This is a genomic window from Congregibacter variabilis (assembly GCF_045689235.1).
Taxonomy (GTDB): Bacteria; Pseudomonadota; Gammaproteobacteria; order Pseudomonadales; family Halieaceae; genus Congregibacter; species Congregibacter variabilis.
Window position 1 is genome coordinate 2,806,082 of sequence record NZ_CP136864.1, and the last position, 21,944, is coordinate 2,828,025.

At 55.4% G+C, this 21,944-nt stretch carries 21 protein-coding genes; 10 read left to right on the plus strand and 11 right to left on the minus strand.

The window, feature by feature from the left end:
• The first annotated feature begins 6 nt into the window (after positions 1 to 6).
• Positions 7 to 444 carry a D-aminoacyl-tRNA deacylase gene (gene dtd / locus R0135_RS12485; protein ID WP_407347191.1) on the plus strand — a complete coding sequence of 146 codons (438 nt, stop codon included), beginning with the start codon at positions 7 to 9 and terminating at the stop codon, positions 442 to 444.
• Between the two features lie 28 nt (positions 445 to 472).
• Here the strand turns inward: dtd and R0135_RS12490 are convergent, their stop codons facing one another.
• The 4 genes from R0135_RS12490 to R0135_RS12505 all read right to left on the minus strand — a co-directional run bounded on the left by R0135_RS12490 (position 473) and on the right by R0135_RS12505 (position 3,419).
• Complete coding sequence (locus tag R0135_RS12490; RefSeq protein ID WP_407347192.1) at positions 473 to 1,147, minus strand: gamma-glutamyl-gamma-aminobutyrate hydrolase family protein; 675 nt, start codon at positions 1,145 to 1,147, stop codon at positions 473 to 475.
• A complete protein-coding gene (locus R0135_RS12495) occupies positions 1,120 to 2,094 on the minus strand; it encodes an amidoligase family protein (RefSeq protein WP_407347193.1) in 975 nt (324 codons plus the stop codon). Before R0135_RS12495 ends, R0135_RS12490 begins: the two co-directional genes overlap by 28 nt.
• Positions 2,095 to 2,183: 89 nt before the next feature.
• On the minus strand, positions 2,184 to 2,921 hold the full coding sequence (locus R0135_RS12500; RefSeq protein ID WP_407347194.1) for an SGNH/GDSL hydrolase family protein: 738 nt from the start codon (positions 2,919 to 2,921) through the stop codon (positions 2,184 to 2,186).
• 33 nt (positions 2,922 to 2,954) lie between these two features.
• The gene (locus R0135_RS12505; protein WP_407347195.1) at positions 2,955 to 3,419 is read right to left on the minus strand and encodes a GNAT family N-acetyltransferase; all 465 of its coding nucleotides are present in this window, start codon (positions 3,417 to 3,419) and stop codon (positions 2,955 to 2,957) included.
• 150 nt (positions 3,420 to 3,569) lie between these two features.
• Here R0135_RS12505 and R0135_RS12510 point away from each other — a divergent pair, with 150 nt between their 5' ends.
• Entirely contained in the window at positions 3,570 to 4,418 is an 849-nt protein-coding gene (locus tag R0135_RS12510; protein WP_407347196.1) for a Crp/Fnr family transcriptional regulator, read from the plus strand.
• 45 nt (positions 4,419 to 4,463) lie between these two features.
• Positions 4,464 to 6,713, plus strand: coding sequence for a DNA topoisomerase IV subunit A (parC, locus tag R0135_RS12515; RefSeq protein ID WP_407347197.1), 2,250 nt, complete (start codon positions 4,464 to 4,466; stop codon positions 6,711 to 6,713).
• A gap of 27 nt (positions 6,714 to 6,740) precedes the next feature.
• On the opposite strand, the gene R0135_RS12520 is transcribed toward parC, so the two are convergent.
• A complete protein-coding gene (locus R0135_RS12520) occupies positions 6,741 to 8,006 on the minus strand; it encodes a hypothetical protein (protein ID WP_407347198.1) in 1,266 nt (421 codons plus the stop codon).
• 126 nt (positions 8,007 to 8,132) lie between these two features.
• Between R0135_RS12520 and serB the strand changes: the two genes are divergently transcribed.
• Positions 8,133 to 9,290, plus strand: coding sequence for a phosphoserine phosphatase SerB (serB, locus tag R0135_RS12525; protein ID WP_407349918.1), 1,158 nt, complete (start codon positions 8,133 to 8,135; stop codon positions 9,288 to 9,290).
• Here the strand turns inward: serB and R0135_RS12530 are convergent.
• Positions 9,270 to 11,099 (minus strand): GTPase, encoded by a 1,830-nt coding sequence (locus tag R0135_RS12530; RefSeq protein WP_407347199.1) that lies wholly within the window; start codon positions 11,097 to 11,099, stop codon positions 9,270 to 9,272. The two genes, serB and R0135_RS12530, sit on opposite strands and share 21 nt — an antisense overlap.
• A 138-nt stretch (positions 11,100 to 11,237) precedes the next feature.
• On the opposite strand from R0135_RS12530, the gene efp reads away from it, so the two are divergent.
• Both efp and epmA read left to right on the plus strand, forming a co-directional pair.
• Positions 11,238 to 11,810, plus strand: coding sequence for an elongation factor P (gene efp / locus R0135_RS12535; protein WP_407347200.1), 573 nt, complete (start codon positions 11,238 to 11,240; stop codon positions 11,808 to 11,810).
• A 1-nt stretch (position 11,811) separates the two neighbouring features.
• Positions 11,812 to 12,768, plus strand: a complete 957-nt coding sequence (gene epmA, locus R0135_RS12540) for an EF-P lysine aminoacylase EpmA (protein WP_407347201.1) — start codon at positions 11,812 to 11,814, stop codon at positions 12,766 to 12,768.
• Positions 12,769 to 12,786: 18 nt separating this feature from the next.
• Here epmA and R0135_RS12545 read toward each other — a convergent pair whose 3' ends face one another.
• Together R0135_RS12545 and nhaC are read right to left on the minus strand one after the other, a co-directional pair.
• Positions 12,787 to 13,236, minus strand: a complete 450-nt coding sequence (locus R0135_RS12545; RefSeq protein ID WP_407347202.1) for an acyl-CoA thioesterase — start codon at positions 13,234 to 13,236, stop codon at positions 12,787 to 12,789.
• Positions 13,237 to 13,245: 9 nt separating this feature from the next.
• Positions 13,246 to 14,721 (minus strand): Na+/H+ antiporter NhaC, encoded by a 1,476-nt coding sequence (gene nhaC / locus R0135_RS12550; protein WP_407347203.1) that lies wholly within the window; start codon positions 14,719 to 14,721, stop codon positions 13,246 to 13,248.
• A gap of 141 nt (positions 14,722 to 14,862) precedes the next feature.
• Here nhaC and R0135_RS12555 point away from each other — a divergent pair, with 141 nt between their 5' ends.
• A complete protein-coding gene (locus R0135_RS12555; RefSeq protein WP_407347204.1) occupies positions 14,863 to 15,750 on the plus strand; it encodes a DMT family transporter in 888 nt (295 codons plus the stop codon).
• 33 nt (positions 15,751 to 15,783) lie between these two features.
• On the opposite strand, the gene R0135_RS12560 is transcribed toward R0135_RS12555, so the two are convergent.
• The 3 genes from R0135_RS12560 to R0135_RS12570 are packed head-to-tail and all read right to left on the minus strand — an operon-like array spanning position 15,784 to position 19,057.
• Entirely contained in the window at positions 15,784 to 17,040 is a 1,257-nt protein-coding gene (locus R0135_RS12560) for a class I SAM-dependent methyltransferase (protein ID WP_407347205.1), read from the minus strand.
• Positions 17,037 to 17,801, minus strand: coding sequence for a DUF1365 domain-containing protein (locus R0135_RS12565; protein WP_407347206.1), 765 nt, complete (start codon positions 17,799 to 17,801; stop codon positions 17,037 to 17,039). The genes R0135_RS12560 and R0135_RS12565 overlap by 4 nt, the downstream gene beginning before the upstream one ends.
• Complete coding sequence (locus R0135_RS12570) at positions 17,798 to 19,057, minus strand: NAD(P)/FAD-dependent oxidoreductase (protein ID WP_407347207.1); 1,260 nt, start codon at positions 19,055 to 19,057, stop codon at positions 17,798 to 17,800. Before R0135_RS12570 ends, R0135_RS12565 begins: the two co-directional genes overlap by 4 nt.
• Positions 19,058 to 19,270: 213 nt before the next feature.
• On the opposite strand from R0135_RS12570, the gene R0135_RS12575 reads away from it, so the two are divergent.
• The 3 genes from R0135_RS12575 to R0135_RS12585 all read left to right on the plus strand — a co-directional run bounded on the left by R0135_RS12575 (position 19,271) and on the right by R0135_RS12585 (position 21,942).
• On the plus strand, positions 19,271 to 19,897 hold the full coding sequence (locus tag R0135_RS12575) for a sigma-70 family RNA polymerase sigma factor (protein ID WP_407347208.1): 627 nt from the start codon (positions 19,271 to 19,273) through the stop codon (positions 19,895 to 19,897).
• Positions 19,898 to 20,587: a ChrR family anti-sigma-E factor gene (locus R0135_RS12580; protein ID WP_407347209.1), complete on the plus strand. Its 690-nt coding sequence runs from the start codon at positions 19,898 to 19,900 to the stop codon at positions 20,585 to 20,587.
• A 212-nt stretch (positions 20,588 to 20,799) separates the two neighbouring features.
• The gene (locus R0135_RS12585; protein ID WP_407347210.1) at positions 20,800 to 21,942 is read left to right on the plus strand and encodes a Re/Si-specific NAD(P)(+) transhydrogenase subunit alpha; all 1,143 of its coding nucleotides are present in this window, start codon (positions 20,800 to 20,802) and stop codon (positions 21,940 to 21,942) included.
• The last annotated feature ends 2 nt before the right edge of the window (positions 21,943 to 21,944 follow it).

Consider the following 21,944-nt stretch of genomic DNA (forward strand, 5'->3'; position numbering starts at 1 on the left):
CATAGGGTGCGCGCACTACTTCAACGTGTCCGGCGCGCATCGGTAGAGATCGACGGCGAGGTCACGGGCAGTATTGATGCAGGCTTGCTGGTTTTTCTGGGTTTGGAGCCCAGTGATACCGTCCCCGCAGGAGAAAAACTCCTGGAGCGCGTACTCAACTATCGGGTTTTTTCCGATGATCAGGGCCGTATGAATCGCAGTTTGAGGGACGTCTCGGGTGGCTTGCTGCTCATCTCCCAGTTCACACTTGCCGCAGATACCACCCGGGGATTACGTCCCGGGTTTTCTACGGCCATGCCTCCGGCCGAGGCCGAGCCGCTATTTAGACAGTTGTACGCTTATCTCGATGCTGTGCATGCACCGGTCGCCGGGGGACGTTTTGGCGCTGACATGCAGGTAAGTTTAATCAACGACGGGCCGGTAAGCTTTTTACTGAACACTTAGTAGTGCAGGCCCTAAGCGCTCCAGCAAGCTATGAGCCCTGGTCGGCCTGAGATACCAGCCAGCGAAAAATCCGTAACTGTGTTGGTAAATAAAAGAGATATTCCGGGTGCCACTGAACGCCAAATATTAGTTTTCCGTCATTGCTCTCAATCATTTGGCACAGCTTGTCACGATCACGGCCGACAATTTCCAAGGTCTCGCCGCTTTCCTTGATCGCCTGATGATGCAGGCTATTGACGCGGAGTTTGCTGGTGCCGAAGATTGTTCGGGCCTTTGAGTGCGTCTCAAGGACGACGGTTTTAGTAGGGAGCAGTCCGGGCCTGTTACGCGTGTGCTCTCGTAGGTCCCGAATGTCCTGATGGAGAGTTCCCCCGAGCACGACGTTAATGAGCTGCGCTCCGCGGCAGATACCCAGAAGCGGCACACCTTCGTCCACAACCCTTTTTATCCAGTGTATTTCCAGCGCGTCGCGAGCAGGGTCAGACCGAATCTTGGGGTTACTGGCTTCTCCGTATCGCTCCGGGCCAATGTCGTCACCACCACCAATGATCAGAGCATGAAGGCTCTCTTCGCCCGGCTCATGTCGCACAGAAATACGCACAGCCCGAGCGCCGACAAGCAAGAGAGCTAATCGGGTGCACCACCAGCTGGGCGCCCAGCGGCGACCATTTCCGGTTACACCAATGCGTGGTCGCGTAGCCATAGATCCAGAGTTTTCACCCACTTTGTTCGATCAACTGATAGCAGTGGTCTTCGTGAACGGAGAAATTGCTCCGAAAGCGCCTGCATATTGTCTTCTTGTTCCGCTAATTGCTCTACCACACACCACAGCGTCCAGGCGTTGCTGAGGCCCCAGTCGTCGCGTTCGATATGGCAATTGGGCATACGATAGTGAAATGCCGGCCGAGCATTGACCCGGTCATCATTCACGGTGTCAAAAACGCGTTTGGTATCAATCTCAGCAAGCAGAGGAAGCAAATCGAGAGCTCGATTCCTCGTGGCGTTGTGCTCCAGGTAATCATCAAAGATCTGATCCATGCTCATAGATTTCCGCGCAAGCACGGTCTCTACATAAGCTTGGGGATACAAATCGATGTAAGGACTGATTTTACGGGCGGGATCAACGTCATGCGCATCTACCAGCCACCACTGCAAAAGACAAAATGCGCGAAGGTATCGTCCGATAGTCTGCGCGTCCAATGCGGGTATCTCGGTGTTTACGTGCACACCATAAGCCGCAATAAGCGACTCTTCTGTTCCCACGGCACCCGCTGCGCGCAGCCCTGCGCTTATGCTGTTCAGCACGTTCAGGTTCTGTATTGGTATGGGAGGGCATACAACCTCGATCGGCACCAGCGAGGTGGCAAGCTTGCTCAGGGACTCCAGCCATTGGGGGTCGTCATCCTGTGCATACTCCTCGGAGATTCGTTTAAGGAATGCCCAGTCGACTTCAACCTTGAATGTGCCCACACCGTCAGCTTTCAGTGTGCATTGTGCAGCGTTGGAGTCTACAACCACCGTATCAAGGGAGTTTTGCATAACGCCCACGGTGGTCTCCAGAGAGATTCCAGAAAACTCCACCTCAAAACCTACGCGTCGTTCTTGTCCGGCGATGGTATTGATAGTGGGTGGATGTTTAAACGTGTGCAATGCCTGCTCCCCGTGAATTGCGATTCGCCCTATTAATCTTACGCAGGACTGCTAGATAGAGTTTGACAGAAAACCGGATCTTGAACCTGCTACTGCGCCGGGAGGTCCGCATCAAGCCATTGGTTTAGAGGGGTCGAGGAGCGTAGATTTTGATACCACACCCCATAACCGTCGCTAGAGGGATGTAAGCCGTCCTTTGCATAGTATTTTTTCGGGTTTTTTTTGAAAGGACTGCCTTCTTTCGAGAGCCTCAGCAAGTCGAGGAAGTGTACGTTTTTGTTTGAAGCTGCCTCAAGGAAAATGTCCCTTACTACACGAGAGCGGTAAGAGAGCAGCTTGGACAAGGGCCATGGCACGGACGGGGCCTCTCCCAGGTCGCCCACGCTCACCAACAGAACCTGTGGACTAACAGCGGTCGCCGCAGTGAGGCTGGACTCAATTGCTTCGCGAAGATGGTTGCGCCGGGTAAAGCGTAAAGCATCGTTACCGCCCACTTGCATGACTATGAGGTCATATTGGTCTTGCGGCGCACGTTCAAGCTGAGCGGGGACCGCAGCGGTGAGTACTCCATCGCGTGCGAGGTTGAGCACGGTGGTGCCAGGGAAGTCGGCGGCAATGCGGCCTGCAATGGAGTCTTTAGCCGACGTCGCGCCTGTACCTACCGCCGTGCTGTCTCCAACTACCAGAATCTTGCGCTGTGAATGCACGGGCTTCTGGCTAAAAGGCTCGCTTGCTTTTGCCAGGTCGCCGCTGCGGGCGATTGCCACTGCGACAACGATGACGTTATACAGAGATAGCAGGACAGCAGCGGTGAGAAATATCGACATCAGCTTAGGCATTATTGCTTGGCGACGTCGGTACTACTGTGCGGATGCATGGGTCATGTAGATGTGCGAGATCCCATCTTCCATATAGGGCTCAGAGCACACCACAAAGCCCAAAGACTCATAGAAGCGCTGCAGATATGCCTGAGCACCGATGAGAATCTCTCGATCCGGCCAGTTTTTGAGATTGAAGTCGATACCCCGGCGAACCAACTCACGACCCAGGTCTCGACCGCGCTGCGCTGGATCGACAATAACCCGGCCTATAGAGCTCTCGCTATCGTAGGAGGTGCCCGGCGGCAGGCAGCGCTGATACGCCAGCACCTTGCCGTTTTCACGATAGGCCACATGCCATGCGGCAGCGTCCAGGCCATCAGGGTCTAAATACACGCAGTTTTGCTCCACCACGAAGACAGCGGAGCGCAGTTGCAGCAATTCGTAGACCTCTGTGCCACTTAATGATGAAAAGTGCTGGCAGGACCAGCCGCTATCGTCCAGCATTCTGTTTGCCTGACCGCTCGGAAGGTCGCCATGCTAGCGACTTGCTTGCTTTCTCGCCACTTGAGTTGTTCTCGCTGGAGGGAGAAGTTGGTATCATCAGCGTCTCCGCGCTGTTCATAGCGCATCGATAAGATGGTAGCCAGATCGAGCATGCTAGCGAGCGTCGAATTACCCGCTGATTTTAAGCTCCTGAACCAGCAGTATCGTGGTTTGGTGCAAGCCTTGCTGGATGAAATTGAGCTGCTACCCATACGCGTAGAGGTTGCCCCGACCCAAACCGGCAATTTCCGTGGTTTTGATCCCGCAAAATTCTATCTGGTGGCCAGCGGTACCGTAACGGCGCGCTATGCCAATCGTGCCGTGTATTTGCTCGAAGAGGGCGATATTTTACTACCTGATATTGCCGGCGGACGGGATCCGGATGCCGCGGTGTTTTATGGCAGTGAAGCCGGCGCCAGCCTCAATAGCTACAGTGCTCTGGAATTCATGCAGCAGATATTCGCTCGTCCCAGCACGACCAAGCTGTGGACGCGGATGTTGGTCACCTACAGCGGGATGATGCTGCGTTTGACAGCGATGCAAACACAGATTGATGTCGTCACAACGCCAGGCTTTGCCCTTTACGAGCCGGGCGAAGTCATCATCACCCAGGGGGAGCGCGCGCAATACGTGTTTAATCTTACATCCGGACTTGCGGATGTTCTGGTGGACGATGTTCCCGTAGGTATCATCAGCCCGGGAGAGATTTTCGGTGCGATGGCGGCGCTGACCCACGCGGATCGCAGTGCTACGGTACGTGCTCGAAGCCGTTGCAGTGTTGTGAAGGTGCCCACGAGCCAATTTACGGATCTGATAAAGAGTAATCCGGCGACGATTCATGCCCTGTTAACCGATATGGCTAATTCCATTGTCAGCCTGAACGAGCAACTCGTGCAGCAGCGCAGTGGCAGTAAAGATAGCCCGGTAAATAGTCAGGTAGATACCCAGGGAGGCGATTAGGCCTGCTCTGTCCCTGTTGCAAATACCCTCCAAGAGACCCAATAAATGAGTGACACCAGTTCCATCGATGACGATGGCATCGAGGGCATTTCCCTAAAACAATATGCCGAAAAGGCATACCTTGACTACTCGATGTACGTCATTCTTGATCGCGCTTTGCCGCATATCGGTGACGGCCTGAAGCCCGTGCAGCGACGCATCGTGTACGCCATGAGTGAGTTGGGCCTGAAGTCCACCGCCAAGTTCAAGAAGTCGGCGCGCACCGTGGGTGACGTGATCGGTAAGTTCCATCCCCATGGTGATAGCGCCGCCTACGAGGCTATGGTGCTTATGGCCCAAAGCTTCAGCTATCGCTATCCCCTGGTGGATGGCCAGGGCAACTGGGGCGCACCGGACGACCCCAAGTCCTTTGCCGCCATGCGTTATACCGAGTCGCGCCTCACAGCCTACGCCGATGTGCTTCTGGGAGAGCTTGGGCAGGGCACTGTCGATTGGGTGCCGAACTTTGATGGCACCATGGAGGAGCCCTCGCTGCTGCCGGCCCAGGTACCCAATATTCTGCTCAACGGTACTACAGGGATCGCGGTGGGTATGGCGACGGATATTCCGCCGCATAACCTGCGAGAAGTTGTAACTGCAGCAATTACGCTTCTGGACGCCCCAAAAACAACGCTTGCGCAGCTTTGCGAGATTATTCAAGGGCCGGACTACCCCACAGAAGCAGAAATCATTACCCCTCCCCAGGACATTGCCCAGATTTATGCAACCGGCCGCGGCGGCTTGCGCATGCGCGCGGTTTGGGAGCTCGAGCAGGGTGACATCGTAGTTACCGCCTTGCCCCATCAGGCGTCCGGGTCTCGGGTATTGGAGCAGATAGCCCAGCAAATGCAGGCTAAAAAGCTGCCGATGGTTGCGGATCTTCGCGATGAGTCGGATCACGAAAACCCTACCCGTTTGGTCATTGTGCCTCGGTCTAACCGCATAGACCGAGAGGGACTCATGAGCCATCTCTTTGCGACTACGGATCTGGAACGCACTTATCGCGTCAATCTCAACATGATTGGTATTGATGGTCGCCCCGGAGTGCGCAGTCTCGACGGAATACTGACTCAGTGGCTGAAGTTCCGTCGCGAAACGGTGCGACGTCGTTTGTCCTACCGTCTGGAGCGTGTGGAGCGGCGTTTACATATTCTGGAAGGCTATCTGGTTGCCTACCTGAATATTGACGAAGTGATTCACATCATCCGTACCGAGGAGCATCCCAAGCAGGCGCTCATGCAGCGCTTTGAGATCTCCGATGTGCAGGCTGAAGCTATTCTTGAATTGAAGCTGCGTAATCTTGCCAAGCTCGAAGAAATGAAAATTCGCGGTGAGCAGGACGAGCTTGGAAAAGAGCGCGACTGGCTTGAAAAAACCCTTGGCTCCGATGCAAGACTCAAAACGCTGATCAAGAAAGAACTCACTGCCATTGCGGACAAGTACGGCGATGATCGTCGTTCGCCACTGGCATTGCGAGACGAAGCTAAAGCGTTCAGTGAGCTGGAGCTGATGACGGCGGATCCGATTACCGTGGTGCTGTCCGAAAAAGGCTGGATTCGTGCAGCTAAGGGGCACGATATGGATCCCACGACGCTGAGCTACAAGTCCGGAGACAGCTTTAAGCTGGCGGCGCGAGGGCGCAGCAATCAACCGGCAGTGATTATTGATTCCACGGGCCGGGCCTACACCCTTGCCACTCACAATCTGCCTTCGGCGCGAGGACAGGGAGAGCCACTTACCGGGCGTATCAACCCTCCTTCGGGAGCGGGGTTCGATGGGCTGATGATGGGTGAAGGATCCCAGCGTTGCCTGCTGGCATCCGATGCTGGCTATGGCTTCATTACCACCCTTGGCGACCTCCAAACAAAAAATCGAGCGGGTAAGGCCGCTTTGAGTTTGCCTGCGGGAGCCAAGGTGGTGAGCCCTGTGCTTCTTGAAGAGGAGGCGCAATGGGTGGCAGCGGTAAGTAATGAGGGGCGTTTGCTGCTGTTTCCACTGGCGGATCTGCCCAGCCTGTCTCGAGGTAAGGGCAACAAAATTATCTCAATACCCGGGCCTCGGGCGCGAGATCGGGAAGAGTATGTGGTGGCCGTCGCTGTGCTTAAGGAAAGGGATGGACTGACCGTGTGGGCAGGAAAACGCCATCTAACGCTCAAGAGGTCCGAGCTTGATCACTATCACGGTGAGCGAGGACGTCGGGGCAACAAATTACCCCGAGGGTTTCAGCGTGTAGAAAGAATGGATGTCGCTGAGTGAGGTAGACGCTGCGCGGGAACAGCGCAGTCAGGCGTTGTCCCTTGTGGCCTGTGGCTTGATGCGCTCGACAATCATCTGTGCCTGATGCCTAAGTAGATTTTCCTGCTCCGATGACAACTGTAGAAGCTCACTGACCCCCGTGTTCTCCTCGCCGTCCTCGGCGAGCGTTGCGGCGCTGATCAGCTGTTCATCCGCCAGCGCAGTTTCAGCCAGGAGAATCGCGGGGTAGCGTCCATGATTCAGGCAGACGTCCCGGAGCTCGTCAATGGCACCTTGCAGATGTAGCTCGGGATACATGTCATTGGAATCGTCTGTGCTGTGTTCACACTGTCCCAGTGCCATTGCCAGCTCCAAAGAGAGATTGGTGCGCTCTTGCAGTCCCAAAGATATCAAGGCAATCAGGCGCGCACAGCTCGCCGCGCGAAGGGCTTCACTGCCTGCATTGGGTTGCGGACCAAAGCTGATAACCAGGCCAAAAGGACGTGAAACGATGAGTTCACCCCGGTAGCAATGGGCGGCAGCCTGAACGATTTGTTGCAGCCTTCGCGTGTAACGATGCAGATTTGACTCGCCCAGAGTGTGTACGTAGCGAGCCAGACTCGCCAGATGTACAAACAAAATCGTCGTATGCTGGAACTCGGTCGCCGCGGCAGGTACCGGGGCGTGACCCCGGAGCATATCCAAAGGGAGGACCTCTACGCTTTGTCGTATTTTTGCAATCTCGTTTTCCAGTCCTGGGTCGACGCTTCCTGGCAGCGCAAGCTGCGTATCCAGCGCCAACAATGAAGTCGCCAGGCGCTGTGCAAAAACACGGGTTGCCATAAATACCAGCAGACTCAGGGCTGCAGCCAGAGCAAGTAAAGAAAAGAGAAAACGCCAGCGGCTTTCCTGTCCCGAGCTGCCGTCTACCGAGACGAGTACCTCACCCGCGATGTCTTCACCAATACGTATCGGTGCGCTGTACTGAGTGAGAGCTGGTCCACTGATAATGCCAGCGGTACCCATGGCCATGCCCTCCACGTCGCGGATGGTAATGCCGCCAGCTAGCGAGCTGTCTACAAATCGCTGCAACGAGGCCCGGGCACTGAGCAGGTCTCCGCGCTGGAGAGCCTCGCGGACCGTGGACGACACCTGTTGGGCAAGGGATTCACCGTAAAGCCGCTCACGCTCGTTTTGAAGGTAGGCGCTGGATGTCGCTGCCAACCACAAAAGACAAAGGCCCACGAGCAGGGCGCAGCCGGCGGCCATAATAGGTAGCTGTAGACTCAGGCTGAGATCTTTAAAGCGTTGCATGACCGATTCGTTGCGATACGATTTTGCGAAGTATAAGCGCGCGCCCTACACGGCGTCTCCCTGTCTTAACTGTGAGTTAGAATTAAGGCCGAAATTTCTGGAAAGCAGGCTCTCATCGTGACAAAAATGGGTTTTTCCCTCCCGGCAACATTAAGCTACTCATCGTTACAGTGGTTATTGCCCGAGCTTGCGTTGGCTGACACCGTACATTTTGTTGCGGAGCCTCCAGTGCTTGTTTTGCATAGCGAGACTGACGAAGAATTAGCTGATCGCGTTGCTGCGGCTCTGTCTCGTTTGGGATTGAGCTGGCAGGCACAGGCCGTATCAAATACAGCGGCATATAACGATTTGCCCCTTTACCAAAATGCGGATGCGGTGCTGACTCTTATTGTGCCGGCAGGTGGCGAAGTGCCTTCGGAGCTTATGGCAACGCTTGCGCAATGGAATGTCGAGTTGCGAGGCCTGCGCCGGCTGTCCCTCAATGGTCCGGGTCAGGAGTTGGCACTTGAGCTGTATCTGGATGATTGGGCACGCTTGGCTGGTCGTCGTGAAGCGCTTCAGGAACTGGCGACGCGCTGGGAAGTGGATCTGATGCTCGCGCCGAGCGACAGCAAGCGTCCTCGCCGGCGGTTGATCGCTTTTGATATGGATTCAACGCTGATTCAGTGCGAAGTTATTGATGAGCTTGCCCGTCGTGCAGGTGTGGGCGATGAGGTTGCCGCGGTCACAGCCAGCGCCATGCGCGGTGAGCTCGATTTTCGCAGCAGTTTTCGTGAGCGCATGAGTAAGTTGCGGGGCTTGCATGCCTCCGAGATTCACGAGGTTAGTGCCCATCTACCGCTTATGCCCGGCGCTCGTTCGTTGCTGCGTACCCTGCGCTCGCAGGGTCACTACACGGTAATTTTATCCGGGGGCTTTGATTACTTCGCGAAGCAGGTACAGACTCGAATTGGCGTTGATGAAGTTCATGCCAATCAGCTGCAAATTGTCGATGAGCAGCTAAGCGGCGAAGTAAACGGTGAGATTGTCGACGGTGAGCGTAAGGTTCTCTTGCTCACTGAGATAGCGCAGCGCGAAGGTTTTGATCTTAGGGATACCGTTGCTGTAGGTGACGGAGCAAACGACTTGCCAATGTTGGCTGCAGCGGGTTTAGGTGTTGCCTTCCACGCCAAGCCACTGGTGCGCAAAACCGCTCCTTGCGCGGTTAGCTACAGCACCCTTGAGGGTTTGCTGTATTTGCTGGGCGTCCCCCGAGGGGGCCTGTTAGATATCAGTCCAGATTGAATCAAACGTGGCGGTGGGTAGCTGCTCACGTTTCGAGCTCTCAATATCATCGTCCAGCTGGCGCAGATACTCAAAGTCCATCTGACTGAAATAGCCTGTAGACGAGACCTGGCGTTTGAGTTTCACCAGCGCGGAATCCTCTTCGCGAGTGACCGTAATGCGCTGCCCCTCCTTAAACACCATACGCGGTACTACCAGGGTGTGTGCCTGGCCAACCAGAGGGATCTCGGGCAGCAGTAGCACCCTGATGGGCTTTGACAACTCGCCATCGGGCATCTTGATTTGTGCAGCATAGGCACCGGCCCGGGGGCTGATGAGCTCAAGTCCCAATAGCGTGGGAGCATGTTTTACCTGACTGACCCAGCGGATGACGGCCACAGTCCAGTCCGCCTGCTCCATTTCTTCTTCACGCATGCAAACGAGGTCGCCGATGTGGATGCCATCAGGTGGGTCAGTCCACTCGACACAATAGCCACCTGGGCTTGTGTTAGTCGTTTTCACGGAGTAGACCGTGTGACGAATGGGTTTTGTGGATTGAGCGGCCTGCTCCTCGTCAAGGCTGGAGAATTTGTCCGCATCTACGCCAAGGTCTAACTCTTCATCGGGTGCGTGTTCGTCGATCTCATCGTCCGAATTTGCCTGCTGCCATTTGTCACCGTGACTCGCCGGGCTCAAGAACGGGTTCTGTTGCTCCATGGCAAACTGGGTTTCGTCGTACTGTGAGCCATGGAAGACCTCTTCGAGACTGCGCTCACCAGCGACAAAATAATGCACGTTGCTCAGGCCTGTGGCGATGTGCAGGGTGCTTCGGGACTGTTGCCGATTAAAGTTACGTTGACTGATTTCTCCCAAAGATTTGACCAGATGCTCCAAAAGATTGGTATCCAGCCGTGTTTCCCGGTCAAACTCGATGGTCCGCAAGCCCTGGGTGCCCCGGGACTTCTTGAGTTCTTCAAGATGCGCGATCAGGGCCTTGGTATTGATGTAGCGAAACTGCGTGCTGCCTCGCCGCACCAGAAGTTCCGAGAATGCCGGGGCCTGATCACTCAACATATCTACGGCGAACAAGCCCTCGCCAAGCTCCGGATCCTGCAATTGGGCAAGGTCTCGCCATTCCTGAAAAGCGCGGTAGGCACCGGTAATGTCGTGCTGTCGCAGCTGGTTGGGCTTTGAGCAGGCCAAGAGCAGGGCTGGGAGGTATTCCTGCGCGATGTTGCTGCGTGTGCCTCTGAGACTGTCCTCCACCGGTAGTCGGGCGAGCTGTTGCCTCTCGCTCAGCGAGTACAGCTGATGCAGACCCGCCCAGCCATTGAGTTCCACAGGCTGATACAGAATGTAAGCGACGAGAATGCGCTGCCCTGACAGGGTCATCGCACGATGTAAGGATTCGCAGGCCAGCTTGGCAGGATTCATGCCGGTGACGCTGCTATTGTCTTTGATCGTGTGTACGGCAGATATGGTGTAGCCCGCCGCTGCCAGCGAGCAAAGGTCCGTAATCAGATCCGCCTGAATCTGCTTGTCGTTATCCAGAATGATGGGCTGGTTCAAGCACCCGCGGATCAGTGCCGTTAGCACTGTATCCAGGGGTGTGCGCAGCACCTCAAGTAGCTCAAAGCGTTCCTGCGGAGGCAGTGCCACCCGATTGAGCTCGGATATCGCATTGCGAAGGTTAGATCCCGCCCGCAAAGGGCTGCCCAGAGGCAATTCCCGAGCCCAACTTTCCACGGCCTCAACGTTGCAATCGAACAAGCTGCAGCGCTCGAGATCCTGCTGCGGAAGACGCAGGCCTGAATGTTTTATCGGCGTCATGGCGCCCAGTCCTTATTTGCCGGGTGCGAATTTCCCTGAGCATAGCTCAACTGCGGGGTTTGGCGCTAACTTCAAACACTGATTTTGCAAACTCGGTGCGGTATCATCGCGCGCGTTTATCATCAGGGGTGCACAGGTATGGCCAATTACTCAACCAATGAATTTCGCTCTGGCCTCAAGGTAATGCTGGATGGGGACCCCTGCAGCATTCTTGACAATGAGTTCGTCAAGCCAGGGAAGGGCCAGGCCTTCAACCGGGTGCGTATGCGCAACCTCAAAACCGGTCGTGTCTGGGACCGAACCTTTAAGTCGGGCGAAAGCCTCGAAGGCGCCGATGTCATGGACATCAGTATGGAGTATCTCTATACCGACGGTGAGTTCTGGTTTTTTATGGAGCCCAACACCTACGAACAATACCAGGCGGATGCCGCTGCGGTGGGCGACACACAGAAGTGGCTCAAGGAGCAGGAAGCCTGTGAAGTGACGCTCTATAACGGCACACCTCTTTCGGTAACGCCTCCCAACTTTGTGGAGCTGGAGATCACTGAGACCGATCCAGGCCTCAAGGGAGATACGGCCCAGGGTGGCAGTAAGCCGGCAACGCTCAGTACTGGCGCCGTTGTTCGCGTGCCTTTGTTTATCTCTCAGGGTGAAGTGATTCGCGTAGACACCCGCTCTGGAGAATATGTCGCCCGCGCGAGCAAGAGCTGATATGAGCGACTGGCGGCCGGGGTCCACCCGTGCCGCATTGCAGGCCCGGGGCGAAATTTTCGCGCTGCTGCGACATTTTTTTGCCCAAAAGCAGGTTCTTGAAGTCGATACCCCGCTGCTGTCTCGATTCGGTGTCACTGACCCGTCCATAGAACCGCTTAGAGTGTTGCCATCTTCTGCAGAGGCGTCGTCGATGTTTCTGCAAAGCTCTCCGGAATTTGCCATGAAACGGTTGCTGGCTGCCGGCAGCGGGCCTATTTATCAACTGGGCAAGGCTTTTCGCGATGGTGAAATCGGCGCAAAGCACAACCCGGAGTTCACGCTCTTGGAGTGGTACCGCCCGGGTTTCACTCTCCAGCAACTGATGAGTGAAGTCGGAGAATTGGTCTGCGAATGCCTTGACCGCGACCGTTGGGACATCATTAGCTATAGAGCGCTGTTTGAAGAGGTGCTATCTGTTGATCCCTGGACAGTCACGGTGGCACAGCTCAAGGAGCTTGCTGCAAAGCAGCTGGATATTGGGCAACTCGAGCTTGATCACGATGGCTGGTTGGATCTTCTCATGAGTCACGTGTTGGAGCCGGTGCTTGCTCATCAAGGTCTGCAGTTTGTGTGTGACTACCCTCCGTCTCAAGCGGCTCTGGCGCGCTGCAGCGTTCGTAACGGTCAAACGGTCGCTGAACGCTTTGAGCTTTATGTGGACGGTATTGAGCTGGCCAATGGCTATCGTGAGCTTCTTGATGCGAAGGAGTTGATGGCGCGCGCGGCCAGCGACAACGAGCGCCGGCAGTTATCCGGGCAGGAGCCGCGCGTTCTGGATTCCCGGTTGGTGGACGCGATGCTGGAAGGCTTGCCCGACTGCAGCGGTGTTGCTCTGGGAGTGGATCGTTTGCTTATGGCCAAGCTGGGTGCAGACCGCCTGTCGGCTGTGATGCCCTTCGATTGGACGCGGGCCTAGCCGCATCGGTTTTGCGGTTTATTTCGGTTCTATACCCAAAATTGCCGGGCCGTAGGCCTCGAGGAACTCTTTGGGAAGCCGTCGGGGTTTGCCAGAGCTGATTTCGATACAAGCGAAGCGAACCTCTGCGCGGAGCAAGGTTGCCTCGTCTCGCACTCTGCGTACTTGAAAGTGCCGGGTCATGGTTAATCGCTTATCCCAATGCGTAATCCAGGTCGCGGTGTCGATTTCGTCGTCAAGATGCGAAGCCTTCAGATACCGGTAGTTTCCCTCTACAACCGCCATGGCGCGATCGAGCCTGTGGTAAGCGTCGATATCCATGCCAAGGCTGGCCGAATGCTCCCAGGCGCATTCTTCACACCAGCGTACGTAGATGGTGTTGTTGGTGTGCTGCAAGGCGTCTACGTCCGTTGCTTCGACGCGGGTACGGCGCACAAAAGGTTCTGCATAGTCCCAATCATTGCTCACGGTTAATTCCTAGGCAGCTGTTGCTACCGGGTCCGCCTCTAGCGGCTCCAGGGGCTTCTGGGCAATGCCGCTCACCCCATAAGCAATCGCGATGAGCGGACAGGCAATGTTAAAGATCGCAAAAGGTGCATAAACCACGGTGGCGACTCCAAGGGTTGCCGACATATAGGCGCCACAGGTGTTCCAGGGAATTAGCGCCGATGTGATCGTCGCGGAATCTTCCAGCGTTCTTGAGAGGTTAAGAGGTGACAGTCCGTACTCTTTGTAGGCGTCACGGTACATACGACCCGGTAGTGCCAGAGCCATGAACTGATCGGCGGCAAGGACATTGGTGGAAACGCAGGTTGCTACGGTCGTAGCCACCAAGGAGCCCGTACCCTTGACCATGCGCAGCGCCCGCTGCAGCCAATAGGCGAGAATGCCAGTTCGCTCGAGAATCCCGCCAAAGCCAAGAGCACAGATGATCAGCCATACAGTGTTCATCATACTGCTCATACCACCTTTACTCAGAAGTGCATCCAGAAACTCATTGCCGCTGTTGGATTCATACCCCGCAAACAGAGCGATCCAAACGCCCTTAATCAGTGCAACACCCTTGGGAAGCTCGCTGTCCCCCGCCAAACCTTGCACCACATCTGGCTGAAAGATCAGCGCAAAGGCGCCGCCGGCCAGAGCGCTGATGAGAATCGCGGGATAAGCGGGGAATCGCTTGTAGACCAAAAACAGCATGAGCAGCAACGGCAGCAGTAGATGAAGGCCAATGTTGAACTCAATCTGCAGACTGTTTTGCAGCGCTTCGATCTCCTGAGGAGTTGACGCGTCCCCTCCGCCAATGAGAGCAAACACCAGTAGGGCGATAGCAAAGCTGGGTACCGTAGTCCAGAGCATGTGTCGAATGTGTTCAAACAGATCAACGCCGGCGACGGCGGAGGCCAGATTTGTGGTGTCGGACATGGGCGATAGTTTGTCACCAAAGTAGGCGCCGGAGATGATGGCGCCCGCAGCGATGGCAGGTGACAAGTCAAAGCTCCCGGCAATCCCCATAAGGCCAATGCCCAGGGTTCCGGCCACCGTCCAGGAGCTACCGACGCTGATGGCCACAATGGCGCAGATCAGCGCGCTGGCAGCATAGAAAATCTGAGGGTTCAGGATCTGCACACCGTAGTAAATCATGGTGGGAACGGTGCCCGAGAGTATCCAGGTGCCAATGAGCATGCCGACGACGAGGAGGATCAGAGTCGGACCCAGCCCAACACCAATGCCATCGATGATGCCCTCCTGCGCTTCGCGCCAGCGAACGCCTGTGTGTTGCCCCACGAGCGCCGCAATCCCGGTAGCGAGCACCAGGGCGATTTGATTGGCACCGTAAGAAGCGTCGGAGCCAAACAGGAATACTGAAAGAGCCAACATGGCGATGAGCATCACGATGGGTGCTGCTGCCAGCGCCGGCGTTAGTTGATTGTTGTGGTGCTGCGTTGAGCTCAAAACGGGTTCACCTGCCAGAAAAGACTGTGAGCATGCCGCAAAAGGCTGCGGGGGTACAGGGAGTGCGCTATAAACGCAGCCAGATGCTGGGGTGTTAAGTACACTGCGTGGGAACACCATCGGCCAAGGACAGGAACCAGAGTGAAAGATAATCGGCGCGCTTTGCTTCTGGGCCTTTCTGCCGTGTTGTTATGGTCTACCGCAGCCACGGCTTTCAAACTGGCTTTGGCCGAGCTCACGGTGTTGCAGTTACTGTGTGTGGCCATATGGGTATCAGCCACTGCGCTACTGGGCACGCTCGCCTGGCAGGGCCGCATAAACGTACTTTGGCAAAGTTTGCGCAGCACGCCCCTGATATTTTTGGGTATGGCTTGCCTCAATCCTCTTTTGTATTACTGCATTCTCCTGGCTGCCTATGATCTTCTGCCGGCCCAGCAGGCCCAGACCATTAACTACACCTGGGCGATTATGCTGGCATTACTCTCAATTCCAGTTCTGGGCCAGCGGCTTGCTGCCCGGGACTGGCTGGCGATTGCGCTCGGTTATATGGGTGTGGTTGTTATCGCAACAGAAGGAAATCCTTTGTCGCTGCAGTTCACCAGCGGTGTCGGAGTCCTGCTGGCACTGAGCAGTACTTTGGTCTGGGCAGTGTTCTGGCTGCTCAGTGCGCGCAGTGAAGAGGATCCGACCATCTCCCTGGCGGCCTATTTTGTTTGCGCTGCCCCACTGGCACTGCTGCTTTGTCTGGGTATCGGGGGAGGGCTTCCTGCCCCTGGCAAAGGGCTACTCAGTGCCGTCTACGTGGGCCTTTTTGAGATGGGATTTACCTGGCTGCTTTGGTCTACCGCTTTGCGCGCTGCTACGAACGTATCCCGGGTCGGCAATCTGATTTTTTTGTCGCCGATGCTGTCGCTGGTGTTTATAGGACTGATCCTGGGCGAAAGTATTCACCCGGCGACGGTAATAGGCTTGGCGTTGATTCTACCGGGGATAGTTTTACAGCAGCGCAGCGGCTCTCAGGACAGCTGAGGGCGCTTGTCGGAGTTCTGGTGCTGAGGCCGATCAGGCGCTACGGTAGCCGGGCTTGGCAAATGCGATCTGCACCGTGCCAATAATCCTCTCGCGAAAACCGCCTTCGCAGTAGCAAAGGTAAAACTCCCACATGCGGATAAAGCGGTCATCAAAGCCCATCTCGCGAACTTCCTCGAGACGCTCCATGAAGCGTTTTCGCCAGTGCGCCAGGGTCAGGGCGTAATCGGCGGTGATGTCACGCAAATGCACCATTTGTAGATTGCTGTCTTTGGCGATGTGCTTGGCAATTACCTCCAGTGAAGGAAGGCAGCCGCCGGGGAATATGTAGCGCTTGATGTAGTCCACAGAGCGCCTTGCCTGTTCGTAGCGATCATCACTGATGGTGATAGCCTGAATGACCATTTTTCCATCGTCCTTGAGCAACTTACTGCAACACTGAAAATAGCTGCTGTAAAAGTCGTGACCTACGGCTTCGATCATCTCTACGGATACCAGCTTGTCATACTGGCCAGTGAGTGCACGGTAGTCTTCGCAAAGCAGGGTAATGCGGTCCTCAAGACCCAACTCGGCAACTCGCGCCTTGGCGTAATCGAACTGCTCCTGAGAAATGGTCGTGGTGGTGACCTTACAGCCGTAGTGCGTTGCTGCGTGGATCGCCATCCCGCCCCAGCCGGTCCCAATCTCCAGAAGGTGGTCCTCAGGCTTGAGATCCAGCTGACGGCACAGCTCATCCAATTTATCCACCGCAGCTTTTTCGAGGGTGTTCTCGCGGCGTTCAAAAACAGCGGCGGAATACATCATGGTGGGATCTAGAAACAGGCGGAAAAAATCATTTCCAAGGTCGTAGTGCGCAGAAATATTGCGTTTGGAACCTTCATGGGTGTTGCGATTCATGAAGTGGGCGATTTTTAGCGCCAGCTTGGTATACCAGTGCTGTTTTGACTCTACCGATTCCATGGTCTGCATATTGGCACTGAAAAGCCGTGTGACTTCTGTGAGGTCCGGAGTGGACCAGTCACCGTCAATATAGGCCTCGCCTGCTGCCACCGTGCCGCCGATAAGGACTTTTGCGTAGGCAGCACGATTGTGCATTACGATTTCTGCGCGGGGACCGTCGCTCTCGGGGTCGCCAAAGTGGTGGGTATCCTCACCATCGTGAATAGTCACGCAGCCAACTCTTATGTGCGACAAGGCCTGCAGCAGGAAATGCCGCGCAAGTTCTGCTCGGTTGCGAAACGTCTTCGCTTGGGGCAGTAGGGGAATCCTGCTGACACTGACTTCGTTCATTGCTGTGCTCCAGATTGAAGGCTGGTTCCGGGATGTGGGTGATAAGGAATGCGTTTGATAAAGAGTTTGAGCGCTTGCCAGTAAATTGCGCCCGCTACTTTAACGGTCATTAAGGGGAATCGCCACAGTATGCTGCGCAGCGCAGCACCGGTGATAGGTTCCGCGCTCAGGGACAGCGTGGCGTCAAACACCCGGCCCTTTTCGTTGTGATTTTCGAGATGGATCGCCAGACGTTCCCCCGGGGTGTTGCTTCGCCAGGAATAGCGCATGTCCATGGGATTAAAAGGCGACACATGAAATGTCTTGTCAAAGTCCTGACGCAATACGCGTTGCCCGGGCTGTGCCGACAAAACGTAGCTGTGGCGCTCATTCCATGGTGTGTTGGTAACCTCAGCGACCAGGTACTCCAGCTGGGTTTCGTCTTCGTTGAAGCAGTAGTAACAAATGATTGGATTCATCTGCACAGCGAAATAACGCATGTTGGCCAATAAGTAGATGGGGCCCTGATGCTCCACGCCGGTTTCTTCGTGGATACGACGCCGCACTTCCTCGTTTAAGGGTTTTTCCGGGTCGCCCAGAAAGTCTTCGCGACGAAAGCTCGCCAGGGCAAAGCGCGAGCGCGACCAGAGGCGATTTAGCTTCAGCACAGCGTCGACTTCGTCCAGGTGTAAATAAGGCATGAACACGCGGTACTTAAAGGCGTGTTCACGAGGGAGATGCCGCCGATGCCGCAGCGTCCCGATGTACAGACGGGACTTCATGCGGCGGCGCGAGTCTGCTTATTCATTGCTTCGGCCACTCGAAGCGCACTGACCACACCGTCTTCATGGAAGCCGTTATGCCAGTAGGCGCCGCAAAACCAGGTGTTCTGCTGACCATTGATATCGGCCCAGCGCTTTTGTGCGGCCATGCCAGCGAGGCTGAATACCGGATGATCGTAAGTAAAGCGTCCAAGAATTCTATGTGGATTAATTGATGCGGTGTCATTGAGGGTCACACAAAAAGTCTCTGGGGCCGAAATGCCCTGCAGAATGTTCATGTTGTACGTTAGCACGGCCCTTGAGTCATCCACCCCGAGGCGATAATTCCAGCTCGACCAGGTTTTTCGGTTGTCCGGCAGAAGTCGCGTGTCGGTATGTAGCACGACGTCATTGGCTTGATAGGGCAGAGCACCCAGAACTTCCTGCTCTTCACTGCTCGGTGCATCGAGCATTGCCAGGGCATGATCCGAATGTGTTGCAATGACAACTTGATCAAAGCGCTGTTCGCTGCCGTTCTCCATAACCAGCGTGACCCCCGCTGAATCCCTGCGCACACGACTTATGGGGGTGCCCGTATGGATGCGTTGCTCAAAGCGACGACACAGCGGTGCGATGTATTCTCTGGAGCCGCCCTCGATCACCCGCCATTGAGGGCGGTTTGATACTGACAGCAGCCCGTGATTTTTAAAGAAGCGCACAAAAAACTGAACGGGAAACTCAAGCATGCTGGCACAGTCAGAGGACCAGATTGCGGAGCCCATGGCTATAAGGTAGTCGCGTTTGAATGCCTCGCTGTACTTTTTACGTGTCAGGTAGCTGCCAAGGCTCTCGTCGTCAGCAAGGTCTCCGGACTCAAGATCCTTAAGACTCTCTTTATTGAAGCGCAGGATGTCCCGAACCATTTTCAAAAAGCGTGGCGACACGATATTGCGTCGCTGAGCGAATAGTGAGTCCAGATTAGTGCCCGAGTATTCCAGTCCTGTGTCCTCGTCTCGCACACTAAAGCCCATGGCTGTTTCGCGACTGCTGACCCCTAATTCGTTCATCAGGGCAATAAAATTGGGGTAGGTCCAATCATTAAAAACGATGAAGCCCGTGTCGATGGCGAAGCGTCGGGTGCCGAGTTCTACATCCATGGTGGCTGTGTGGCCTCCGAGGCGTTTGTTAGCCTCGAACACGCTGACTGTGTGCTCGGCACTTAGATAGTGAGCGCACGCTAACCCTGAGATGCCTGAACCAATTACCGCTATGTGCACCTTGGGGTGACTCCTTTGCGTGATGTAGGGACTAAAATCTGTTTTTTTACACAGCGTCACCAGGTGCCGGTTTGCATTCCTGTTGTCGCAGTATTGTCCTCAAAATTACGCGCAGTTGCAGGGGCTGGATCAGCTGAGATTATCGCACGCCCGAAAGTCATCCAAACGGCGTAGAGTGGGCGTATGTACTGTTAGTCATTAAAGGGATTAGTTGTGGACGATAAGAAAAGCACGAGTCGCGACCAGAACGACGCGGTGAGAAGCATACCGACGGGGCGTCGCACAGACGAGTGGAGCGAATGTCTGGTGCTGATTGCCGACAAGCAGGATCGCGCTGCCTACACCCGGCTATTCCGGCACTTTGCGCCGCTGATCAAGGCCTTTGCCCTGTCAGGCTCAGCACTCTCGGCCACGCATGCCGACGAGTTGGTTCAGGAAGTTATGTTAAAAATTTGGCAAAAAGCGGGTGGTTTCAATCCAGAAAAGGCTGCGGCGAGTACATGGGTATATACGATTGCGCGAAACTGCCGTACGGATATGTTTCGCAGGCTGAATAAGTTCGACACGCCTTTGGCTGCGGAGGACTTTAGCCCGGATCAGGAGCATGAAGAGCCTTTCATGCAGCTTCAGAGCCGGCGTAGCGCAGATCGAATAAGGGAAATGATGAAAAATCTTCCCGCCGACCAAACGCAAATTATTGCCAAGGTCTATATGGAGGGCAAGTCGCACGCAGAGGCGGCGTCCGAGTTGGATTTACCACTGGGAACCGTGAAGTCGCGGGTCAGACTGGCCGTGCAAAAGATGCAGGTTCAGTTCGAAGTGTCTCAGGAGAGTAGATAAATGAAACAGGAACACAGGGTTAAAGAGAACACCATGGCGAAACATCATCCAGAACTGGATATTCTTATGGAACATGCGGCGGGCAGCTTGTCTTTGGCCCAATCAGCCTGCGTGTCCGCACACCTTAATTATTGTGACTGCTGCTCCCAGACAGTGCAGCGTTTACAGGCGGTAGGGGCAGCAATGTTTGAGTCCCTCGATCCGGAGCCTGTAGGCGATGCTCTTTTGGACCGCGTTTTGGCCCGGTTGGATGAAGAGCCGCCTCTGAGCTATCAGCCTGCGCAGCGCAGCGGTCAGGATGCAACACCGGCACTACTCAGTCGTTTGATGGCTGGAGATTTCTCTGATCTGGTGTGGAAAAAGGTCACTGAGGCCCTGCGTATCACACCGATCCGAACAGGCGATCCGCAGTTTGAGTTTTCTTTACTGCATATCAAGGCAGGCGGCGAAATCCCTCCTCACGACCACCGGGGATCAGAAATGACGCTGGTACTCCAGGGCGGCTTTAGTGACGATCGTGGTAGTTATCACCCGGGAGACTTCATTTATCGCAGCGCCAACGAAGTCCACGCACCGCGTGCCTTTGCTGATGAAGACTGCCTGTGTTTGGCGGTTATTGATGCCCCGCTGCGATTCACCGGCTGGAAGTATCGCTGGATGAACCCCTTCCTTCGCCTGCAGGCAGGCTAAGTAAGCGGCCCAAAGCACTCGCAGAGACCCTGTGGGGTTTCTGCAGGCAGGCCAGATTGTCAACGCTGAAGGTTATTGGGCTGCGGCAGAGAATTCCGAAGCCCACTCTCCCTGTGCTAAAGTCTTGCCCCCTCAAAAAATGGGGGCTTTGAAGGCGCTAGGGAGTTGACCCGCCAGCGCACCGAGAACTGACAGAAACAGGGTAAAAAAACATGCAGTTAGCTGTCCCTAAGGAACTCTACCCGGGCGAGAACCGGGTGGCGATGACGCCAGACACGGCAAAAAAGTTAGTCCGCCTGGGCGCCACCATACAAATCGAAGCGGGTATGGGTGTTGGTAGCGGATTTCAAGATAGCGAGTACAGCGAAGTAGGAGCCCAGATCGTCACAGATCGAGCGGCCCTCATAAGCTCCGCCGATATGTTGCTTCGTCTTCGCAAGCCGGAGCTTGAAGAGATACCGCAGATGAAGCGCGGTTGCATTCATATCAGCTATCTCGACCCCTTTAACGAGCATGCCTTGGTGCGTGCATTCGCCGAAGCTGGCGTGACTGCCATCAGCATGGAAATGATCCCCCGCTCTACGCGCAGCCAAAAGATGGATGCCCTGAGCTCGCAGGCCAACCTCGCCGGTTACGTGATGGTGATGCTGGCAGCGATGCGCCTACCGCGTATCTTTCCTATGATGATGACGCCCGCAGGCACACTCAAGCCAGCCAAAGTGTTCATCATTGGAGCGGGTGTTGCCGGTCTTCAGGCCATTGCGACAGCAAAACGTCTTGGAGCGAAGGTTACGGCTTTTGACACCCGCCCGGTTGTTGCCGAGCAGGTGCAGTCGCTGGGTGCAACGTTTCTTGAAATTGATCTGGGTGATACCGGTCAGACCTCCGATGGCTACGCCAAAGAGCTGACTCCCGAGCAAATTCAGAAGCAGCAGGATGCCCAGGCGGCAGTTATCGCCGAATCCGACGTGGTTATCACCACAGCGCAGGTCTTTGGCCGCAAGCCACCGGTGATCGTTCCCAGGTCCATGGTCGAGGGCATGCAGCCCGGAGCCGTAGTGGTGGATATGGCGGCAGAAACCGGCGGTAACGTAGAAGGTTCCGTCCCAAATGAAGTCGTCGATATCAACGGCGTAACGGTAGTGGGCCTTGGTAACTTACCCAACTACGTTTGCCGTGACGCCTCTGTGATGTACGCAAACAACCTCTTCAACCTGGTGGAAGACACCTGGGACAAAGAAGCAGGCGAGTTTGTACTGAACATGGAAAACGATATTTTGCCCGGTTGCGTGATTACGCACGATGGCGCTGTCGTTAACGAGACCATCAAGAACATTCTGGCGGGGGATGCCTGATC